This is a genomic window from Methanofollis aquaemaris, assembly GCF_017357525.1.
GTDB lineage: Archaea > Halobacteriota > Methanomicrobia > Methanomicrobiales > Methanofollaceae > Methanofollis > Methanofollis aquaemaris.
Map to the genome: position 1 here is coordinate 1,406,121 of NZ_CP036172.1, position 18,619 is coordinate 1,424,739.

The following is an 18,619-nucleotide window of genomic DNA, read 5'->3' on the forward strand; positions in this document are numbered from 1 at the left end:
ATGAAAGAAGACAAACCATGCTGTGCAGCAGAGGCCCTCAGACGCATCAGACAGGTGGACGTCGGGGGCATCGTCGTCGGGCTTTCGATGCTCGATAAGGTGATCGCAGACGTGGAAGCGCTCGGGATCACCTCGGAGCCCGGACTCACCGAAGAGTTGGTGAAGCGAACAAAGATCTACAACTATATCCCGAAGAGCGCGGAGCAGATGTACGGTGAAGCGCTCCTCGGAATCTATCAAAAAGAGGCGAACAACCATGGTAAAGATTGAAGTGTTTGGCACAGGCTGCGCAAAGTGCAAGCGGACGGCAAAGAATGTTGAGAAGGCGGTGGCCGAGACGGGTGTCCAGGCCGAGGTTGTCAAGGTCGAGGAGATCAACGCGATCACCGACCGCGGCGTCATGCTCACCCCGGCCCTTGCGGTCGACGGCGAGATGAAGGTCGAGGGCCGCGTCCCGACGGTCGACGAGATCAAGGAGATCCTCTCGGAGGTGGCCTGATGGCGGAGTGCAGCTGCGGGTGCGGCGGCGGCGAGGGCGAGGGACCGAAGCGGATCATCTTCGCCTGCGCCGGCGCCTCCAATGTCGGGCAGATCACCAACCTCGCCGCGATCCAGCTCGCGGTCGAGGGCTTCGGCAGCCCGGCCTGCACGGCGCAGCTCGCCACCGGGGCCGGGCCGGTGAAGACAAAGTGCGGCGAGGCCGACGAGGTCGTCGTCCTCGACGGTTGCCCGGTCGCCTGCGCCTCGAAGATTGCCGAGGCCCAGGGGATCGCACCCGACCAGGTGATCATCGTCACCAAAGAAGGGGTCGCCAAGTCCTCTGACCTCGCCATCTCGGACGAGGAGATCGAGTGCATCGTCTCCGCGGCCTGGGAAGGGAAGGGAAAGCCAGGGCAGCAGGAAAACTGCGGCTGTGGCGGGGGCTGCGGCTGCGGCTGTAACGAGGAGTGAACCTCCATGGACGGCGTGGTGCTGGTGACCTGTTCGGGCGTCTCAAACACCGGAAAGTTGACGACGCAGGCGGCGGCGACCTTCAGGCAGCGCCACCCCTCGGCCCTCGATGACGTCGTCCAGGCCGGAGACCTGGCACCGGCGGCCGTCCCTGCGGGCGGTCGGGTGATCGCCCTCGACGGCTGCACCGACGCCTGCGGACGAAAGAAACTCGTAAATCTCGGGATCGTGCCTGACGTCCATATCGTGGCGACCGATCTCGGGGTCGTCAAGAACGGTATGGCAGAGGTGCGGTACGACGAGATCGCACGGGTCGTTGCAGTTCTGCGGGAGACGGTCTGAGAAGGGCCGTCGCCGTTCATCTCTCTTTTCTCGCAGGAGAGGCGCGATTATTATAACAGACCGCGACAAGGGGGGTGCATGAAAGAGAAGGTGCTCTTCATCTGCACCCACAATGCCGCCCGTTCCCAGATGGCCGAGGGGTATCTGAGGGGGCGCTATGGGGAGCGGTACGAGGTATATTCTGCCGGCACCGCCCCCGCCGAAGAGATCGACCCGAGGGCCGTGACGGTGATGGCCGAGATCGGGATCGACCTCTCCGGCCAGGAGACAAAGGCCCTCTCGGTCTATTTTCATCAGGAGATGGACTTTGTGGTGACCGTCTGCGAGGGAGGGATCTGCCCGATGTTTCCCTGGGCAAAGACCGTCATCCACGAGGAGTTCCCCGACCCGCGGGCCTTTTCCGGGAGCGATGATGAGGTGCTCGACGGGTTCAGAAAGGTGAGAGACGATATCATCAGGTGGATCGACGGGCGGTTCGGGTGAACCGGGGCGTCGGGAGGGGGAGGGATTTTCGATGTGCATGGCCGAGTGTCCCCATAGCCGACTACTCGCCATCTCTTCTCTACCCCTACTGGCGGGCGACAGGATTCGGTCGAGAGACGGGGCAACCGTCTCATCTGATCCCCCTGCCGTCCCCCCTCAATCGCCACACAGTGGGGATTCAGGGAACCCGAACCCCTTATCGCGAGGATAGGAGCGTGCGAGATTCTGCGGATAAATGATATGATTGCTCCCACTTGATCCACTCCCCCTCACTCCCCCTTCCCCTTCAATCTCCTGAGCAGCGCAGACTCAGGGCAGGGTTCGGGCTCGAACTCGAGGATGCTGTACTGGACGTCATACCGCCTGAGCCTTCTCCTGATCTCCCTCTTTATCTCCTCGATCTCCACGATATCGTCGGTGCAGGCGACGACATGGGCGTCGAGGACGTTGATGTGCGAGCAGAGCGCCCAGAGATGGACATTATGCACCTCCTCCACGCCGTCCACGCTCTCCATCGCCGTCACCACCTCGTCGAAGTCGATCCCTGAGGGCACGAACTGGAGGAGGATCCCGACCGTCTCCCGCAGAAGCGAGATCGAACCGAGGAGGATCAGGAGGGCAATCCCGATGCTGAGAAGGGGGTCGACGATCGTCTGGCCGGTGACGGCGATCCAGACCGCGGCGACGACGACCGCCACCGAGGAGAGGGTGTCGCCGACGACGTGGAGATAGGCGCTGCGGACGTTGAGGTCTTCTGCCCCGTGCAGTCTCCAGGCGACATAGAGGTTCACCAAAAGCCCGACCGTTCCCACCGCGGCCATAAGGGGCCCGGCGACCGGCACCGGATCGGCGAGACGCCTGAAGGCTTCCCAGACGACCGTGCTCGCGAGAACGACAAGGAGCAGTCCGTTGACGAAGGCGACGAAGACTTCCACCCGGTGATACCCCCAGGTCCGCGTCCTGGTGGGCAGGCGCTCGGCGATGACCACCGCACCCAGGGAGAGGAGGAGGGCGAGGACGTCCCTGAACATGTGCCCCGCGTCCCCTATGAGGGCAAGCGATCCCGAGAACACCCCGGCCACCGCCTCGACCGCAAGATACCCTGCGGTGAGGATGACGGCGACCTTCAGGGCCGCCCGCTCGCCGCCCCGCCTGAGTGGCATGCCGGGGTGTGTGGGTTCCTGTGGGTATGAACCTGCCCCCGGCGGTGAAGATCCTGCGGGGGGGCGGCACTGTGACCTCATACGGCCCCCTCACAATTTCCGATCACATGCCTTCCCACATCCCCGCGCCGGGGCGCTGCCCCCGGACCCCCGGGATGAAGATAGGACCGGGAAGGCCGCGACCGAGATCCCGATCACTCTCCTCACAGCAAAACAACAGATGAGAAACATCGCCTCTCACCGCCCCACCCCTATCTTCATCGTGGGGGGTTCCGGGGGGTGCAACCCCCCGGCGCGAGACGGCGGTGAAATTCCTATAATGGGGGGCGGCATTATGATCTCATACTCTTCCCCTCAAGACTTCTGATTCCCACACCCACTCCTCCAGGCCCTTCACCACACCTTTATCAAACCGCCTTCCCCACCATCCCCATGGACATCACCCCCCTCTGCGACAACACCGTCCTCACCGACCACTATTATCTCGGCGAACCCGGCCTTTCCATCCACATCAGGGACCGGGACACCGAGGTGCTCTTCGACCTCGGATACTCGGACGTCTTCCTCAGAAACGCCCTCGCGATGGGGATTGCGCCCTGCGACGCCGATTATGTCGTCTTCTCCCACTGCCACCTCGACCATACCTGGGGACTCGGTCCGCTCCTCCGCCACCTCGTCACCGCAGGGAACAAGAAGAGACCCGAGTTCCTCGCCCACCCCGCGCTCTTCAGGAGCGTGCAGTTCGACGGCGACGAGATCGGGATGGTCGCCTCAGAGGAGACGCTTGCCCGCTACGGGAGGGTGCGGCTCTCGCGCACACCTCACCGGATCACCGACGAGATCGTCTTCCTCGGCGAGATACCCCGGCGCTTCGCCTTCGAGGGGAGGGACGCCATCGGGACGTCGGAGGGCGCGCCCGACCTGGTTCCCGACGACACCGCCCTTGCCTGCCGCACCGACGAAGGACTGGTGGTCGTCACGGGTTGCGCCCATACCGGGATCTGCTCGACGGTCGAGTACGCACGGGAGGTCTCTGGAGAAAAAAAGGTGGCGGACGTTATCGGAGGCTTCCACCTCCTCGACGCATCGTCCGAACAGATCGAGGCGACCTGCCGCTATTTCAGAGACCTCGGCGCGGAGCGGATCCACCCCTGCCACTGCACCGGCCTGCCCGCAACCGTCGCCCTCGCGGGGGCGGCGAACGTCTGCGAGACCGGGGTCGGGCTCAGGCTCTCCTTTGAACAGCGCTCCTGACCACCGCCATCAGTTCCCAGGCAAGGGCCTCGGCCTTCCCCTCGTTGGACATCAGGGTGTCGAGGCGCATCGCACCCGGCACCTCGGTCTCGTCCCGCCGGTCCTGGACAAAGACGTCCACGAAGTCTTTGTAGAGTTCGTAGGTTCCTGCCGACGAGGGCTCCATCCCCCACGCTTCCATCAGGGCGGCGGCCGGGCCTGAGACCGGGCGGTCCCCGATGAAGGGAGAGACGGCGATGACGAACTGATCCTTCAACACCTCCCTCACCCCTGCACACTCCAGGATCGGCGAAATACTTGTCACCGGGTTGGACGGCCCGATGATTACAGCGTCGGCCTCGCGGATCGCGGTCAGGGCCTCGGGCGTCGCCTTTGGCGCGGCCTCCCCTTTCCTGATCACGCCCTCGATCGGCACCTCGCCGCGGTGGCCCACCCAGTACTGCTGGAAATGCATCGGCCCCTCCGGCGTCTCCACATAGGTCGTCACCTCGGCGTCGGTCATCGGGAGGACGCGGGCCTGGACTCCCAGCGCCCCGGCCAGGGCCGCCGTCGCCCCGGTAAGCGTGGCGCCGTCCCAGAGCATCCGCGCCCTCGCGATATGGACCGCCCGGTCCTTGTCACCGATGCCGATAAACTCGTCATGGGTGAACTGCTCCAGGAACTTGTGGGTCGAGAAGGTGTCGCCCCTGATCCCCCACCAGGTGTCGGTGTTCAGGAGTCCGGCAAAGAGGTAGAGCACGGTGTCGATGTCGGGAGACATGTGGTTGCCCGAGACCCACATGTCCTCCGCCGTGTTGACGATGACCGCAATCTGATCGTCGTTGACGAGATTGCGCATCCCGCGCAGGAGTTTCGGGGTGCCGGTCCCGCCTGAAAGGAACGTAATCATAGAGAATAGTTTAATTGTCCATACATGAAGATTTTTAACTGAACGCCTGATGAAAATCATCAAAGACCCGGTACATGGCGACGTGGAAGTGGGAGAGACCGCGCTCACCCTCCTGGACTCGCCGGTGCTCCAACGTCTCCGCCACATCAGGCAACTCGGCTTCGCCCACCTCGTCTATCCTGGCGCCAACCACACGCGCTTCGAGCATTCGCTCGGGACAATGCACCTGGCGACCACCCTCGCTCGCCACCTCGACCTGGCCCCTGACGAGACCGACCTGGTCACCGCCGCCGCACTCCTGCACGACATCGGCCACGGCCCCTTCTCCCATGTGAGCGAGGCTTTCATGGTCGAACTGCTCGGATGGGGCCACGAGGAGGTGGAGCGGCTCCTGGCCACCGGGGCGACCGCCGCACTCCTCGACGCCTGCGGGCTCGACCCGGACGAGGTGGCGGCGGTCATCAACGGCCGTCACCGGTTCGCCGGGCTCATCCATGGCGACCTGGACGTGGACCGCATGGACTATCTGCTACGCGACGCCCACTATACCGGCGTCCCCTACGGGCTTGTCGACGCCGGACGACTCGTCCGCTCGACGGTGCTTACCGAGAACGGTGTGGGCCTCGACTTCAGCGGGATCAACGCCGCCGAGTCGCTGCTCATCGCCAGAACCCTGATGCGCCCGGTCGTCTACTATCACCACGTCTCCAGGATCGCAACCAGCATGTTCCACCTCGCCCTCCTCTCCCACCTGGAGGGGACCGGCGAGGACGTAGGCGCCTTGATGCGGATGGACGATGCCGCCCTCTTCACCCGCCTCCTCGGCTCGCCGGACGCGGTGGCCAGAGACCTCGCGGCGCGTTTGTATACGAGGCGGCTCTATAAGCGGGCGGCATATGTAGGACGAGACCGGGTGAATGCCGCGGCCGTGCAGGGCCGGACCTCGATGAGAGAGAGCAGGCAGATCGCGAGGGCAGTCGCGGAGACCGCCGGCGTCGAGCCCTGGACGGTGCTCGTCGACATCCCACCCTTCCCGACCGACATGTCGATGGGAGTGCGGGTGCGCGACCGCGACGCCCTGGTCGGGCTCGAAGAGGTCTCGCCCCTGCTCACCACCCTGAACGAGACGCGCCGGCAGCAGTGGCGGCTCGGCGTCTACACCGTGCGGGACCAGCGGGAGGTGGTGGAGCAGGCGGCGACCGAGGTGCTCCACATCAAGAGGCCGACCCAGCAGGACCGGCTGCCGATCTGAGGAGAACAAGAGAGATGAAGAAGAAATATGTTGTCGGGGTGACCGGGGCAAGCGGGATCGTCTATGCCCGCCGCCTCCTCGAGGTGCTCAGCGAGCAGGCGACGGTATATCTTGTAGTTTCTGAAATTGCAGAGGAGATCGCACGCCACGAAGGGATCGACCTCTCCGACCTCCCGGTGATCAGGGAGGACAACCACAACCTGGCCGCCGAGATCGCCAGTGGGTCGTTCAGGTACGACGGGATGGTCATCGTCCCGTGCTCGATGAAGACCCTGGCCTCGGTCAGCACCGGGCTTTCGAGCACCCTCATCGCCAGAGCCGCCGACGTCTGTCTCAAGGAAAGGCGGCGGTGCATCCTGGTCCTGCGGGAGATGCCGCTCTCCAGGGTCCATCTCAAGAACATGCTCGCCGTCGACGAGGCCGGCGCAACGGTGATGGTGGCTAGTCCCCCATTCTATGGGAGACCACAGACGATCGACGACCTGGTGGATATGGTGGTGGCGCGGATCCTCGACCACCTGGGAGTCGATCACGATATCGGGACACGATGGAGTGGATATGATGATGCGTAAGTTTATCGACGAGATGCGGGAGCAGGGACTGGTCGACGAGATCGAGCGGCCGGTCTCGACCAGGTTCGAGGCGGCGCAGATGGCGGTGAAGACCGACCGGGTCCTTTACTTCCATGACTGCGACGGGAAAGAGGCGGTGATGAACCTCACCGCCGACCGCAGGGCCCTTGCAGCGGCCCTCGGCGCCGACGAGAAGGGACTGATCCGGCGGCTTGCCGCGGCGACGTATGAGGGCAACCTCAAACCGATGGGCAGACTCGAAATGCGCCCGGCCGACTTTTCAGAGTTCCCGGTGATGACCTTTTACCCGAAGGACGGCGGCCCGTATATCACCGCAGGGATCGTCTTCTCCCGCCTCGACGGCGTGGAGAACGCCTCCATCCACCGGATGATGGTCACCGGCAAGGACCGGGTGGCCGCACGCCTGGTGGAAGGCCGGCACACCTACGTGATGCACCGGGAGGCCCTGGCGCGGGGCGAGCGCCTGCCGGTCGCGGTGGTGATCGGGGCGCACCCGGCGGTGACCTTTGCGAGTTGCACCCGCGTGCCGGAAGGCCGGGAACTCCAGTTCGCCGCAGAACTCCTCGGCGGCGACCTCCCGGTCTGGGAATGCCCCAACGGCGTCCTGGTCCCTGAGGCAGAGATCGTCCTTGAAGGTTATATCGGGAACGAGACCGCCGAGGAAGGGCCGTTCGTCGACATCACCGGCACCTACGACTTCGAACGGATTCAGCCGGTCATCGAGTTCACCGGGATGTGGACGAAAGAGAACCCGGTCTACCACTCCATCCTTCCCGGCGGGAGCGAGCACCGTCTCCTGATGGGAGTCCCGTACGAGCCCAAGATCTACCGGGCGGTGGCAGGGGTGACGACGGTCAGGAACGTCGTCCTCACCACCGGCGGCTGCGGTTACCTCCACGGGATCGTGCAGGTCCGCAAGAACACGCAGGGCGACGGGAAGAACGCGATCATGGCGGCTTTCGCGGCGCACACCTCCCTCAAGCATGTGGTGGTCGTCGACGAGGACATCGACCCCTTCGACCCCGAGGACGTGGAGTACGCCATCGCCACCAGGGTACGGGGCGACCGCGACCTCCTGGTGGTCGCCGGGGTGCGGGGCTCCTCCCTCGACCCCTGCCGCGAGGGCGACGGGACGAACGTGAAGATCGGGGTCGACGCCACGATGACCCTGGGAGAAGAAGAGAAATTTGTACGTGCAGGATGGGATGAATGATGCAACTGGAACCGGAAGACGAGCAGATCCTCAATGGTGAATATGGCGAAACCCGCCAGAAGATGATGGAACTCCTGGTCGGCCTCGGGAAGGTCTTCGGGGCCGACGAACTCATCCCGATCACGAGCGCCCAGGTGAGCGGAGCCTCGTACAAGACCATCGGGAAGTGGGGGCTCGAGTGGCTGCGCAAGATGGACGCGAAGGTCGTGGTCCCGACAGTCCTCAACCCGATCGGGATGGACCGGCTGCGCTGGAAGGAGATGGAGATCCCTGAGGACTTCGCGGCAAAGCAGAAAGAGGTGGTCGAGGCCTACGAACACCTCGGGATCGAACTCGAGTGCACCTGCACGCCGTATTATCTCTCCATCACCCAGTTCGGCGAGCACCTGGCATGGGCCGAGTCCTCCGCGGTCTGCTATGCCAACTCGGTCATCGGGGCGCGGACCAACCGCGAGGGCGGGCCGGCGGCCCTGGCCGCGGGGATCATCGGGAAGACTCCCTTCTACGGGCTGCACATCTTCAAGAACCGTCAGCCCGACGTCGGGGTCGTCATCGATGATCCCTCAGACCTGAAGGACGCCGCGGACTTCGGCGCACTCGGGTATGTGGCCGGCAAGAGCATCGGGAACAGGATCCCCTTCTTCACCGGGATCAGGCCCAACCGCGACCAGCTCAAGGCGATGGGCGCGGCGATGGCGGCGAGCGGGGCGGTGGCCCTCTTCCATGTGGACACCATTACGCCCGAGACCCGCTTCCCGGCCTTCAAAAAAGATGTTCCCGATACGATCGAGGTGAGCATGGCCGAGGTGCGCGAGGTCTTCTCGGCGATGGACGTCGACGCCGTCGCCGTCGGGTGCCCGCACCTCTCCCCGGAGGAACTCGAAACCCTCAGCAGTATGCTGATCGGCAAGACGGTGACAAAACCGTTCTTCGTCTTCGCGGCCCGCGGGGTCATCGCCGACCACCCGCAGGCGGTCAGCGCGATCGAGCGGAGCGGGGCAAAGGTCTATGCCGACACCTGCGTCGTCGTCTCCCCGGCCCTGGACCGCTACGACCGGATCATGGTCAACTCGGGCAAGGCCCTCGCGTATGTCCCGACAATGTGCGGGGCGGTGGCCAGGATCGGCACCCTCGAAGAGTGCGTGACCGTCGCCACGTCGTGAAACAAGAGTTCCAGAGAGAACAGAGAACCATTTTTCTTTTTTTGTTGGGGGGACAGATCTCAACATTTGCCTTCCCCCACCATCGCACCGGGGGCGCTGCCCCCGGACCCACGGGATGTCGATAGGGACGGGAAGGTGAAGTGAAAACCATAATGAGAGGGCGGCCCGCCCCCCCACGCAGAACGATCGTCAGAACGATTCTACAAAACTCGAAAATCCTCGCTCCCCTGATTCACCTCATCCTCCACGGCGAAGCCACCGCCGTCTGTTCACGGGCGGCGATATCCCTGAGACCCTCGGGAGTGAGGTCGCCGATGCGGTAGTACCGCCCCCCCGCCTGCTCGGCGATATCCCGGCAGTACCCGAGCCTGATCCCGAAGGGCGTCCTTCCGGTCGTCTCGGTGTCGATGACGACGGTGCGGATCCCGTTCGCCCTGATCTCTCCGGCGAGACCGATGATCTCGTCCCTGACCTCGCTTCCCCCCGGGCTGTTTGCGCGGCCGTCCGAGATCAGCACCATCATCGGGATCACCTCCCCGTTCTTTCTCCGTTCGTTGATGAGGGCCTCGAGCCCCTTCGAGAGTCCGGCCTGGAGGGGGGTTCTGCCCCCGGTCGGCAGGTCTTCAAGCCGTTTTCGTGCGAGGTCGACGCTCGAAGAGAGAGGGAGGAGGAGGTCGGCCTCGGTCCCCTTGAAGGCCACCAGCCCGATCCGGTCGCGGTGCTGGTACGAATCGAGGAGCATCGAGAGGACCGCCCCTTTCGCCGCCTCCATCCTCTTCTCGGCCCCCATGGAACCGCTCGCATCGACGACGAAAAGACACGAAGTCGAGACCCGGCCGACCCTGACCCGCTCTCTGAGGTCGCCTTCCTGAATCGCGACGGCAAGCCCGTTGTGTTCCCGGCGGCGCTGGTACGGTGCCGCCGCCCTGAGCGTGGCGTCGAGGGCGATGTCCCCGGTGCCGTTCGGGTACCGCGAGGAGAGCACCGTGCCCGCGCGGGTTGCGGAGAGGGTCTCCACCCGTCTCCCCCTCAGGTTCCGTCGTCTCACCCGGTCGCGCCGCCGGGACATCTCCACGCCGGAAGGATCGATCGGGGTGCCGATATCATAGACCTGCTCTTCGACCTCGCCGCCCCGGGGAGGAGGAGTGTCGGGCATCCCCCCCTGCTCACCCTCGCCGCCCTCCTGCTCGGGCGGCCTCTCGTCCGCCTCTCCCTGATGCCGGGACCGTTCCTCGCGCTGCTGCTCAGCATGCTCCATCGCCTCGTCGAGGTGTTCCCGGTCAAGTTTCGGTTCTTCGAAGGGCTTCTTCCGCATCCTGTGGGGCAGGGCAAGTTCCATCGCCTCCCTGACATCCTCGGCATCGACCTCGGTACGTCCGTCGAAAGCGGCGATCGTCTTTGCCGTTCTCACGACGGTGATCTCGGCGCGGTGTGTCCTCACCCCCATCCGGACACAGGTGCCCACCACGAGTTCGAGGATCTCGTCAGAGACCGTGACCGAAGGCAGCAGCCGTTGCGCTTCGAAGATCTTCTCCCTCACATCGCCCTGTTCGGATGTGCAGGAGCGCGCGAACCCGTCCGGGTCTGCTTCGAACCCCTCCGCGACCTTCACGATCGCCATCCGCTTCGCGACGTCCTCGATCCCCTCGACGCTCACCTGGAGCCCGAAACGGTCGAGGAGTTGAGGGCGGAGTTCTCCCTCCTCCGGGTTCATCGTCCCGATGAGGATGAACCGCGCCGGGTGGGAGAGGGAGATCCCCTCGCGCTCAACGACATTCACACCCATCGCAGCGGCATCGAGGAGCACGTCGGCAACATGATCATCGAGGAGATTGACCTCGTCGATGTAGAGGATCCCCCGGTTCACGCCGGCGAGGATACCAGGCTCGATCGCCCTGACCCCCTCCTTGATCGCCCGCTCGATGTCGATCGTCCCGCAGAGCCGATCTTCGGTCACACCGAGAGGGAGGTCGACGACCCTGACCTGTCTCTTTTCTGCCGTGATGCCACCGGTCCGCATCTTTTCCGCACAGGCCTCGCACATCTCCCTGAGGGTCGCCGGGTTGCAGTTGAACGGACACCCTTCCGAGACCTCGATCTCGGGAAGAAGTGCCGCGAGCGCCCTCACCGCGGTGGACTTTGCCGTTCCTTTCTCACCCCTGATCAGGACTCCGCCGATCCTGGGATTGATCGCATTGAGAAGAAGGGCCTTTTTCATCTCTTCCTGCCCGATGATCGCGGTGAAAGGGAGGACGTGCCTCCGTGCATGGAAAACCATTCACAAAAATTCTCGTCCCCTCCGTAATAAACTTTTCATAATTGGTGTTATGAAAAACAAGCCCGATTATTTTGAATAATATCACGTATGAGAACCCTCCGGATGCTACCGTTCCCGTCGATCAGGAATAATGTGCCGGAGACCGAGAAGAACAGATCCTGAAGATGATGATTCCGCCCGCATAAGGGCGATAAATAGCCCCATATGCCGCAACAGCCCGAAGAAAAGCGATCAATATCAGAATATGTATTTCATACCGAATCCTATGAATTCATAATACGTCAGCGGCAACAATATATGATATCATCGAAGTCGAGTCCTTCTCCAAACGGTTCAAGACCATCGCGATCGTCAACCCGCTCACCTACCCCGTCACCGGGATCCGGTCCTTCACCATCGGCGCCCTCTGCCTCTTCACGCTGCCCCGGAGCGCCGTGAAGCATATGGTGCTGACGCGATACCGCCGGAGAGGGTCACAGAACACCGTCAGACCCGGAGCCCTGGCCCTGATCTTCGGGCGGAGAGAGAGTACCAGATCGTTCATCACGGATGAAAGCGATCTCTCCTCATGTCTCGTCGACAGAATCCGACTTCCCACCCTTCACAGACCACAGGACACGACCTCATACCGGGCGACACCGTCGACCTCGCCACCCTCCGGGCGATGAAGGAGGACAACGATATCGAGGTCTGGATCTACTTCGACGAAGACCTCGCCCGCTCCTCCTCCATCGAAGCAGACCTGAAGGCCTTCGAGTTCGTCGCCGAACCCGCTCGCCCCTTCCTGGAACTGCGCCGCTTCCTCCAGTACATGGAGAGCAGGGAACCGGGTTTCACAGAGACGATCGGAAGTATGAAAACCGAGGTTGTCGCCGTCGGCGAACGGGAGGCCTTCTGCGCCTGCGTCCTCTGCCCCAGGTCGTACGTGAAGGTGCTGCTCAGGTGAATTTTTTCGGTTGTGTAGAATTTGACATGAACCCCGGGCTCAAGCATACGTGATGAAAATTTCTCGTTGCAGTTCTCCTGAGTGCGGAGGGATACTTGATTCCTCTCCTCGCAACAGGGCACCTGAAGGATACTGTTCAATTGCCGCCCCCCGGTTATCTTCACCGTGGGGGGTCCGGGGGGCAACGCCCCCACGGTGCGAGAGGGCAGTGAAAATTCTTCAGTGGGGGCGGCACTCAGTTCACCTGCAGGTCCACCTCGCACCTATCGATCAAGCAGAAGAGAAGAACACCGGGAAAAGATCCTGAAAAACGCGACACCGTCCCCCGGCATCCCATCAGAAACATAACGGCACAGAATCAGCGACGCCATCCCCCCTGCCTGCAGCCAGAGGAGACAGAAGGGACTCCGCCACTGTCCACATCTTAAAAAATTATTCTGGAGAGAGGGAATTCACGCCAGATAATCGTCAGGCTTCGGGATCTGTTCCTTCAGACCCTTACGCTTCCTGATGCTCATCACGACCTCGCTCAGGAGACCGGACGGCACCATCTCGAACCCGGCAAACTCGGTGGACCACATCGCACGCCCTTCGGTCGCCGACCTGAGGTCGCCCGCAAACCCGAAGAGTTCGGCCACCGGCGCCCTGCCGACGACAGTGATCGTGTCGCCGATGCTCTGCATGTCAAAGACCTGGCCGCGCCGACCCTGGATCTGACCCGTAGCAGCACCCATCTGGTCCATCGGGACCGTGATCTGGATCTTCTGCATCGGCTCAAGGAGCGTGTCGCCTGCCATGAGGACACCGGCCTTGACCGCCGACCTGACCGCAGGGATGACCTGGGCGGGACCGCGGTGGATGGCGTCCTCGTGGAGCTTCACATCGACGAGGCGGATCTTGAGGTTCTGAACCTCTTCCTCGGCGAGCGGACCGCCGGCGAGAGCCTCGCGCCAGCCCTCGAAGACCAGTTCCATCGTCTCGTTGAGGTACTGGATACCCTTGGTCATGTCGAAGAAGGCGTTCGTGCCGTGGATAGCCTTGATATTCTTGGCCTCGTCCTTCTCCATACCTGCCTCCATAAGGGCTTCACGCCGTTCGATTTCAGGCAGGTTCATGGAGATCTCACCGCTCTTGATCAACTCGACGATCTTCGGGTCCATCGGTTCGAGTTCGATGTAGAACCTGTTGTGGCGGTTCGGGGACTTGCCCTCCACCGGTCCGGCCTTCTGGGAGACCGTCTCACGGTAGACGACGATCGGCGGGGAGGTGACGATCTCGACACCCTTGTCCCTCGCGATCCTCCCGGTGATGATCTCAAGGTGGAGTTCGCCCATCCCTGAGATGAGGTGCTCGCCGGTCTCCTCGTTGATGGTGACCTTGACCGTCGGGTCTTCCTTGGCGACCTGACGGAGCACGGTGACGAGCTTCGGGAGGTCCTTCATGTTCTTCGCCTCGACGGCGACGGTCATGACCGGCTCGGAGTAGTGCTGGAGGGACTCGAACGGAGTCATCTCCATCATCGACGTGACGGTGGAGCCGACGATGGCGTCCTTGAGACCGGTGACGGCGGCGATGTTGCCGGCGCAGAGGCTCTCGACCTCGATCCTCTCGGGGCCCATGAAGATACCGACCTGCTGGAGACGGTTGGACTTGCCGGCGGTGCCGGAGATGTAGACCTCTTCACCGCGGCGAAGCGTGCCGGAGAAGAGACGACCGGTGGCAACCTCACCCGCATGCGGGTCGAAGGAGATGTCGGTGACCATCATGGCGACCGGCCCCTTCGGGTCGCAGTCGATCATGGACTTGCCAACCTGAGAATCATAGTCGCCGTGCCAGATGATGTGGACACGACGGTCCTGTGCCTCGATCGGGTTTGGCAGGTGCCTGACGACCATATCAAGGAGAACCTCGGCGAGCGGGCTCTTCTTGGCGAGGGTCTTCATGTCCTCGGCGCGGCAGCGATCAAAGACCTCGCCGAAGTTGACGCCAGACTTCTTCATGAACGGAGCAGAGACCGCCCAGTTGTACAGTGCCGAGCCGAATGCGACGGTGCCCTTTGCAGCGTCGAGCTTCCAGCCTTCGTTGTACATCTTCTCGTTCATGCCCTTGATGAGCTTGTTCACCTTGTCGATGACACGGCCGAGACGGATCTGCATCTCGGTGGCATCGACCTGGAGCTCGTTGATCAGGCGGTCGACCTTGTTGATGAACAGGACAGGCTTGACACCCTCCTTGAGGGCCTGGCGGAGCACTGTCTCGGTCTGGGGCATGGTGCCCTCGACAGCGTCCACGACGACAACCGCGCCGTCCACCGCGCGCATCGCACGGGTGACGTCGCCACCGAAGTCGACGTGACCGGGGGTGTCGATCATGTTGATGAGGTACTCGTCGCCGGAGTACTCGTGGACCATCGAGACGTTGGACGAGTCGATGGTGATCCCGCGGGCCTGCTCCTCCTCGTCAGAGTCCATGAAGAGCTGACGACCGGCGAGTTCCTCGGAGATCATCCCGGCGCCTGCAAGCAGGTTGTCCGAGAGGGTGGTCTTTCCGTGGTCGATGTGTGCTACAATACCAATGTTACGGATCCGCTCCGGCTTGTCCATCAGCTCGGTGACCCGCTCTACCATCTTTTTTCTTCTAGTCATGGAAACGCCTCAGAACTCAAAAAAAAGTTATTTATCGTGCAGCCTTGGCAACACGCTCGCGTTCCTCTTTCTTTGAGACCGAGAAGCACTTGGCGTCACCCTTGGCTGCGGCGATCAACTCGTCGGCAAGGACGTCGGAGGCCGACCGCCTGCTCTTGTGAGAGCCATTATAGGTTGCGGTGGCGAGGAACCCGATAGCCGCATCCACCCGGCGCTGCGGGGCGGTGTCGACGGACTTGGGGACATTGATACCACCGTATTTCAGACGAACCGTCTCCTCGCGGGGGCCCGCATTGGAGACTGCATCGACAAGCACCTGGGCCGGGTTGTTCTTCGTCTTCTGGTAGACCCGTTCAAAGGCCCGCTCGACGATCCCGATTGCCACCTGCTTCTTGCCGGTGTTGTGTTCGGTCTGCATGATCTTGTTGATCAGCCGCTCAACGATGAGCATCTCGCTCTTTGCAAACTGCTGCTGCGAGAGTTTCCCGCAGGAGTGCGGCACGATCATGGAGGTGAGGTTGACGTACCTGGCAAGGCCGGGGTCGTTGATCTGCACCTCAGAGAGATCCCACTTGTTGAAGAGGAGCCTCTTTACACCGCTTTCTTGCGGTTCTTCTGCCTCGACAGGAACTTCTACTTCAGTCATCACGATCACCTGCGCGGCTTCTCCTTACGGCCGAGGACCATCTCAGGGAGAGATACGTCGTTGACCTTGGTCACCGCAAAACGGACACCAGGGATATCACCCTTGGAACGGCCGAGACGGCCGCCGATACCTTCGATTGTCACTTCGTCGTGCTCGTCGATGAAGTTGATAGCACCGTCGCCGACGGCAAACGCCGTGACCTGACGGCCGTTCTTGATCAACTGGACACGCACGCACTTTCTGATTGCCGAGTTCGGCTGTTTGGCCTCGACACCAACCTTCTCGAGCACGATGCCGCGGGCCTGTGGGGCGCCCTCGAGCGGGTCAGACTTAATGTCGAGCATCAATTCACGACGTGCGTAGTTCACATCGTTCCAACGAGTCTTGTTGGCCTCGCGCTTCAGCTTTCTGGCTGCAAATTTTCCCTTTCCCATTGAATACCCTCTCTGGAGTCGAATTCCTGGATGTGGATACTCCTCACTGTGGTATATACCAAAGCGCGGATTGAATTTATGTATTGTCCATCATCCAGAAACCTGGTAGTATTCATGAGACGTACTGTATAATAATCTTATATCCCCGCCCGCCGAATGATACATGATGGTCACCTGTATCTACAAGGTCGCGCACTTTGACGCGAGCCACCGCCTGCTCCATTACCAGGGCAAATGCAACCGGCTCCACGGTCACCGGTGGCGGGTGGAGGTCTGGGTGAAGGGGACGCCGGACCCGCGGACCGGGATCCTCGTCGACTTCAATACCATAAAGGACGTGGTGGACCGCTTCGACCACCAGGTCATCCTCAACGAGGAGGATCCCATGGCAGAATGTCTGGGGCATTTCCAGGAGGTCGTGACCACGACGGGCGACCCGACGAGCGAGGTGCTCGCAGCGGTCATCGCCGACCTCATCAATAGGGCGTGTGCCGAGGAGGGGAGCGATGCAACGGTGACAAAGATCAGGGTCTGGGAGGCCGAGACCTGCTACGCGGAGATCGAGTATGCGGGTCTGTGAGATCTTCGGGTCCCTCCAGGGAGAGGGGATACACCAGGGCCGACCCACCACTTTTCTCCGCCTTGCCGGGTGCAACCTGCGGTGCCGGTGGTGCGATACGCCGGGAGCGCAGGATCCGCGCCAGGGCGAAGAGGTGAGTGTCGATGTCGTCCTCGACCAGATCTGGCGGATGCGTCGTCGGCACGTCTGCATCACCGGCGGCGAACCGCTCCTCCAGGCAGGGGAGGTGGCCGAGATGTGCCGCCGCCTCCACCGGATGGACTACACCGTCGAGATCGAGACGAACGGGACCGTCGACTTCCGTCCGGTCCAGCCGTTTGCGTCCGTCTGCATGGATGTCAAGTGTCCGTCGTCGGGGGAGAAGAGCGACATCGCCCTTCTCCAGCATATCAGGGCCTCCGACTCGGTGAAGTTCGTCGTCGGCGATGCCCGCGACCTCACGTATGCCGAAGAGGTCATCACTCGCTGCCCGGTCAGGGGCGAGGTTTTCATCTCGCCGGTCTATGGATCGGACGAGCGTGGGATCGCCGCCTGGGTGCTCAACTCAGGCCTGCCGGTGCGGTTCCAGATCCAGCTCCATAAACACCTGGAGATGAGATGACGATGCGAGCGGTATGTCTTCTTTCAGGCGGGATGGACTCGACCACCCTCGCCTATACGGCAGCAGAGATGGGCTACGAGATCCTGGCCCTCCACCTCACCTATGGCCAGCGGACCGAGGAGAAGGAACGGGCGTGTGCAGAGAAGATCGCCGGGCTCCTCGGTGCCGAAGAGTTCTGTAAGGTGGACGTGGGGTACTTCAGTCAGTTCGGGGCGAGCGCCCTGGTCGACCCCTCGATCCCGGTCAAGGACTTCAGGGAGGAGCAGGACGGCGTCCCGAAGACCTATGTGCCGTTCAGGAACGGGAACCTCCTCGCGATGGCGGTCAGTTATGCCGAGTCTCGGGACGCCGACGCCGTCTTTATCGGGGTGCAGTCGTCCGATTTCTCAGGCTATCCTGACTGCAGGCCTGAGTTCATCGAGGCCTTCCAGCGTGCGGTGGATCTTGGAACCGCACGGGAAAAGCCGATCACACTGATGACCCCCTTTGTCAGGATGAACAAGACCGAGATTCTCAGGAAAGGTCTGGCTCTCGACGTGCCCTACGAGCACACCTGGTCCTGTTACCAGAACTCGGACGCCGCGTGCGGGGTCTGCGAGTCCTGCCACTTCAGGCTCGAAGCGTTCAGGGCCCTGGGGATCGAAGACCCGATTCCATACGTGGAGAGAGCATGACTGAGATCTATGCAGGGAAACGCCTGAAGGTGGAGTTGAATAAGTTCACCCTGCCAGACGGAAGGGAGAAGGAGCGGGTCGTCGTGAGACCGGGGAACGCGGCGGCGATGCTCCCGATCGAGGACGACCATTGCTACCTGATCCGGCAATACCGGTTTGCGATCGGGGAGTACATCTACGAGGCCCCGGCCGGCACCCTCGACCCCGGCGAAGCACCGGTCGAGACGGCGCACCGGGAGTTGATCGAGGAGTGCAGACTGGCGGCGGCGGAGATGATCCCGCACGGGTTCGTCTACACCACCCCCGGTTTCTCGGACGAGAAGATCTACCTCTTCGAGGCACGGGGGCTGACGCCGTCGCACGAGTTCGACCCCGACGACGACGAGATGATCGAGGTCGTGCGGGTGCCGCTCTCCGAGGTGAGAGCGATGTGCCGGGACGGCCGGATCGCCGACGCCAAGACGATTGCGATCGTCTGCCGGTGCCTCAGGTGAAGGCCTGTACGCCGGGAT

The 18,619-nt window shown here is 62.5% G+C and carries 22 protein-coding genes; 15 read left to right on the top strand and 7 right to left on the bottom strand.

What is annotated here, in order from left to right; genetic code table 11:
- The 5 genes from RJ40_RS06750 (at position 1) to RJ40_RS06770 (ending at position 1,776) form a co-directional block, all read left to right on the top strand.
- Positions 1–270, top strand: coding sequence for a hypothetical protein (locus tag RJ40_RS06750; protein ID WP_322743865.1), 270 nt, complete (start codon positions 1–3; stop codon positions 268–270).
- On the top strand, positions 257–499 hold the full coding sequence (locus tag RJ40_RS06755; RefSeq protein WP_265580099.1) for a thioredoxin family protein: 243 nt from the start codon (positions 257–259) through the stop codon (positions 497–499). The genes RJ40_RS06750 and RJ40_RS06755 overlap by 14 nt, the downstream gene beginning before the upstream one ends.
- Positions 499–951: a putative zinc-binding protein gene (locus RJ40_RS06760; protein WP_265580100.1), complete on the top strand. Its 453-nt coding sequence runs from the start codon at positions 499–501 to the stop codon at positions 949–951. Before RJ40_RS06755 ends, RJ40_RS06760 begins: the two co-directional genes overlap by 1 nt.
- 6 nt (positions 952–957) lie before the next feature.
- Positions 958–1,293 (top strand): putative zinc-binding protein, encoded by a 336-nt coding sequence (locus tag RJ40_RS06765; RefSeq protein ID WP_265580101.1) that lies wholly within the window; start codon positions 958–960, stop codon positions 1,291–1,293.
- A gap of 78 nt (positions 1,294–1,371) precedes the next feature.
- The gene (locus tag RJ40_RS06770; protein ID WP_265580102.1) at positions 1,372–1,776 is read left to right on the top strand and encodes an arsenate reductase ArsC; all 405 of its coding nucleotides are present in this window, start codon (positions 1,372–1,374) and stop codon (positions 1,774–1,776) included.
- A gap of 269 nt (positions 1,777–2,045) precedes the next feature.
- Here the strand turns inward: RJ40_RS06770 and RJ40_RS06775 are convergent, their stop codons facing one another.
- Entirely contained in the window at positions 2,046–2,939 is an 894-nt protein-coding gene (locus RJ40_RS06775; protein ID WP_265580103.1) for a cation diffusion facilitator family transporter, read from the bottom strand.
- Positions 2,940–3,371: 432 nt separating this feature from the next.
- On the opposite strand from RJ40_RS06775, the gene RJ40_RS06780 reads away from it, so the two are divergent.
- Entirely contained in the window at positions 3,372–4,193 is an 822-nt protein-coding gene (locus tag RJ40_RS06780) for an MBL fold metallo-hydrolase (RefSeq protein WP_265580104.1), read from the top strand.
- Here RJ40_RS06780 and cofD read toward each other — a convergent pair.
- Positions 4,165–5,082: a 2-phospho-L-lactate transferase gene (gene cofD, locus RJ40_RS06785; RefSeq protein ID WP_265580105.1), complete on the bottom strand. Its 918-nt coding sequence runs from the start codon at positions 5,080–5,082 to the stop codon at positions 4,165–4,167. The genes RJ40_RS06780 and cofD overlap by 29 nt on opposite strands.
- Positions 5,083–5,131: 49 nt before the next feature.
- Between cofD and RJ40_RS06790 the strand changes: the two genes are divergently transcribed.
- From RJ40_RS06790 to RJ40_RS06805, 4 genes are read left to right on the top strand one after another with little or no spacing between them, the layout of a single operon-like run.
- Positions 5,132–6,334, top strand: a complete 1,203-nt coding sequence (locus tag RJ40_RS06790) for an HD domain-containing protein (RefSeq protein WP_265580106.1) — start codon at positions 5,132–5,134, stop codon at positions 6,332–6,334.
- Positions 6,335–6,348: 14 nt separating this feature from the next.
- Positions 6,349–6,906 (top strand): UbiX family flavin prenyltransferase, encoded by a 558-nt coding sequence (locus RJ40_RS06795; protein ID WP_265580107.1) that lies wholly within the window; start codon positions 6,349–6,351, stop codon positions 6,904–6,906.
- Positions 6,899–8,140, top strand: coding sequence for a UbiD family decarboxylase (locus RJ40_RS06800; RefSeq protein ID WP_265582621.1), 1,242 nt, complete (start codon positions 6,899–6,901; stop codon positions 8,138–8,140). Before RJ40_RS06795 ends, RJ40_RS06800 begins: the two co-directional genes overlap by 8 nt.
- Positions 8,140–9,303, top strand: coding sequence for an aconitase X catalytic domain-containing protein (locus tag RJ40_RS06805; RefSeq protein WP_265582622.1), 1,164 nt, complete (start codon positions 8,140–8,142; stop codon positions 9,301–9,303). Before RJ40_RS06800 ends, RJ40_RS06805 begins: the two co-directional genes overlap by 1 nt.
- A gap of 232 nt (positions 9,304–9,535) precedes the next feature.
- Here RJ40_RS06805 and RJ40_RS06810 read toward each other — a convergent pair whose 3' ends face one another.
- Together RJ40_RS06810 and RJ40_RS06815 are read right to left on the bottom strand one after the other, a co-directional pair.
- Positions 9,536–11,581, bottom strand: coding sequence for a putative cobaltochelatase (locus RJ40_RS06810; RefSeq protein ID WP_265580108.1), 2,046 nt, complete (start codon positions 11,579–11,581; stop codon positions 9,536–9,538).
- A gap of 364 nt (positions 11,582–11,945) precedes the next feature.
- Entirely contained in the window at positions 11,946–12,125 is a 180-nt protein-coding gene (locus tag RJ40_RS06815) for a hypothetical protein (RefSeq protein WP_265580109.1), read from the bottom strand.
- Positions 12,126–12,149: 24 nt separating this feature from the next.
- On the opposite strand from RJ40_RS06815, the gene RJ40_RS06820 reads away from it, so the two are divergent.
- Positions 12,150–12,527, top strand: coding sequence for a hypothetical protein (locus RJ40_RS06820; protein ID WP_265580110.1), 378 nt, complete (start codon positions 12,150–12,152; stop codon positions 12,525–12,527).
- Positions 12,528–12,979: 452 nt separating this feature from the next.
- Here RJ40_RS06820 and RJ40_RS06825 read toward each other — a convergent pair whose 3' ends face one another.
- From RJ40_RS06825 to RJ40_RS06835, 3 genes are read right to left on the bottom strand one after another with little or no spacing between them, the layout of a single operon-like run.
- A complete protein-coding gene (locus RJ40_RS06825) occupies positions 12,980–15,172 on the bottom strand; it encodes an elongation factor EF-2 (protein ID WP_265580111.1) in 2,193 nt (730 codons plus the stop codon).
- Positions 15,173–15,203: 31 nt separating this feature from the next.
- Positions 15,204–15,818, bottom strand: coding sequence for a 30S ribosomal protein S7 (locus RJ40_RS06830; RefSeq protein WP_265580112.1), 615 nt, complete (start codon positions 15,816–15,818; stop codon positions 15,204–15,206).
- A 5-nt stretch (positions 15,819–15,823) separates the two neighbouring features.
- Positions 15,824–16,252: a 30S ribosomal protein S12 gene (locus RJ40_RS06835; protein WP_265580113.1), complete on the bottom strand. Its 429-nt coding sequence runs from the start codon at positions 16,250–16,252 to the stop codon at positions 15,824–15,826.
- 166 nt (positions 16,253–16,418) lie between these two features.
- On the opposite strand from RJ40_RS06835, the gene RJ40_RS06840 reads away from it, so the two are divergent.
- Genes RJ40_RS06840 through RJ40_RS06855 form a run of 4 tightly spaced genes read left to right on the top strand, consistent with a single transcriptional unit; the run spans position 16,419 to position 18,601 of the window.
- Positions 16,419–16,832, top strand: a complete 414-nt coding sequence (locus RJ40_RS06840) for a 6-carboxytetrahydropterin synthase (protein WP_265582623.1) — start codon at positions 16,419–16,421, stop codon at positions 16,830–16,832.
- Positions 16,819–17,433: a 7-carboxy-7-deazaguanine synthase QueE gene (locus tag RJ40_RS06845; protein ID WP_265580114.1), complete on the top strand. Its 615-nt coding sequence runs from the start codon at positions 16,819–16,821 to the stop codon at positions 17,431–17,433. The genes RJ40_RS06840 and RJ40_RS06845 overlap by 14 nt, the downstream gene beginning before the upstream one ends.
- A 2-nt stretch (positions 17,434–17,435) precedes the next feature.
- Positions 17,436–18,107 carry a 7-cyano-7-deazaguanine synthase QueC gene (gene queC, locus RJ40_RS06850; protein ID WP_265580115.1) on the top strand — a complete coding sequence of 224 codons (672 nt, stop codon included), beginning with the start codon at positions 17,436–17,438 and terminating at the stop codon, positions 18,105–18,107.
- Complete coding sequence (locus RJ40_RS06855) at positions 18,104–18,601, top strand: NUDIX hydrolase (protein WP_265580116.1); 498 nt, start codon at positions 18,104–18,106, stop codon at positions 18,599–18,601. The genes queC and RJ40_RS06855 overlap by 4 nt, the downstream gene beginning before the upstream one ends.
- Positions 18,602–18,619 lie beyond the last annotated feature (18 nt).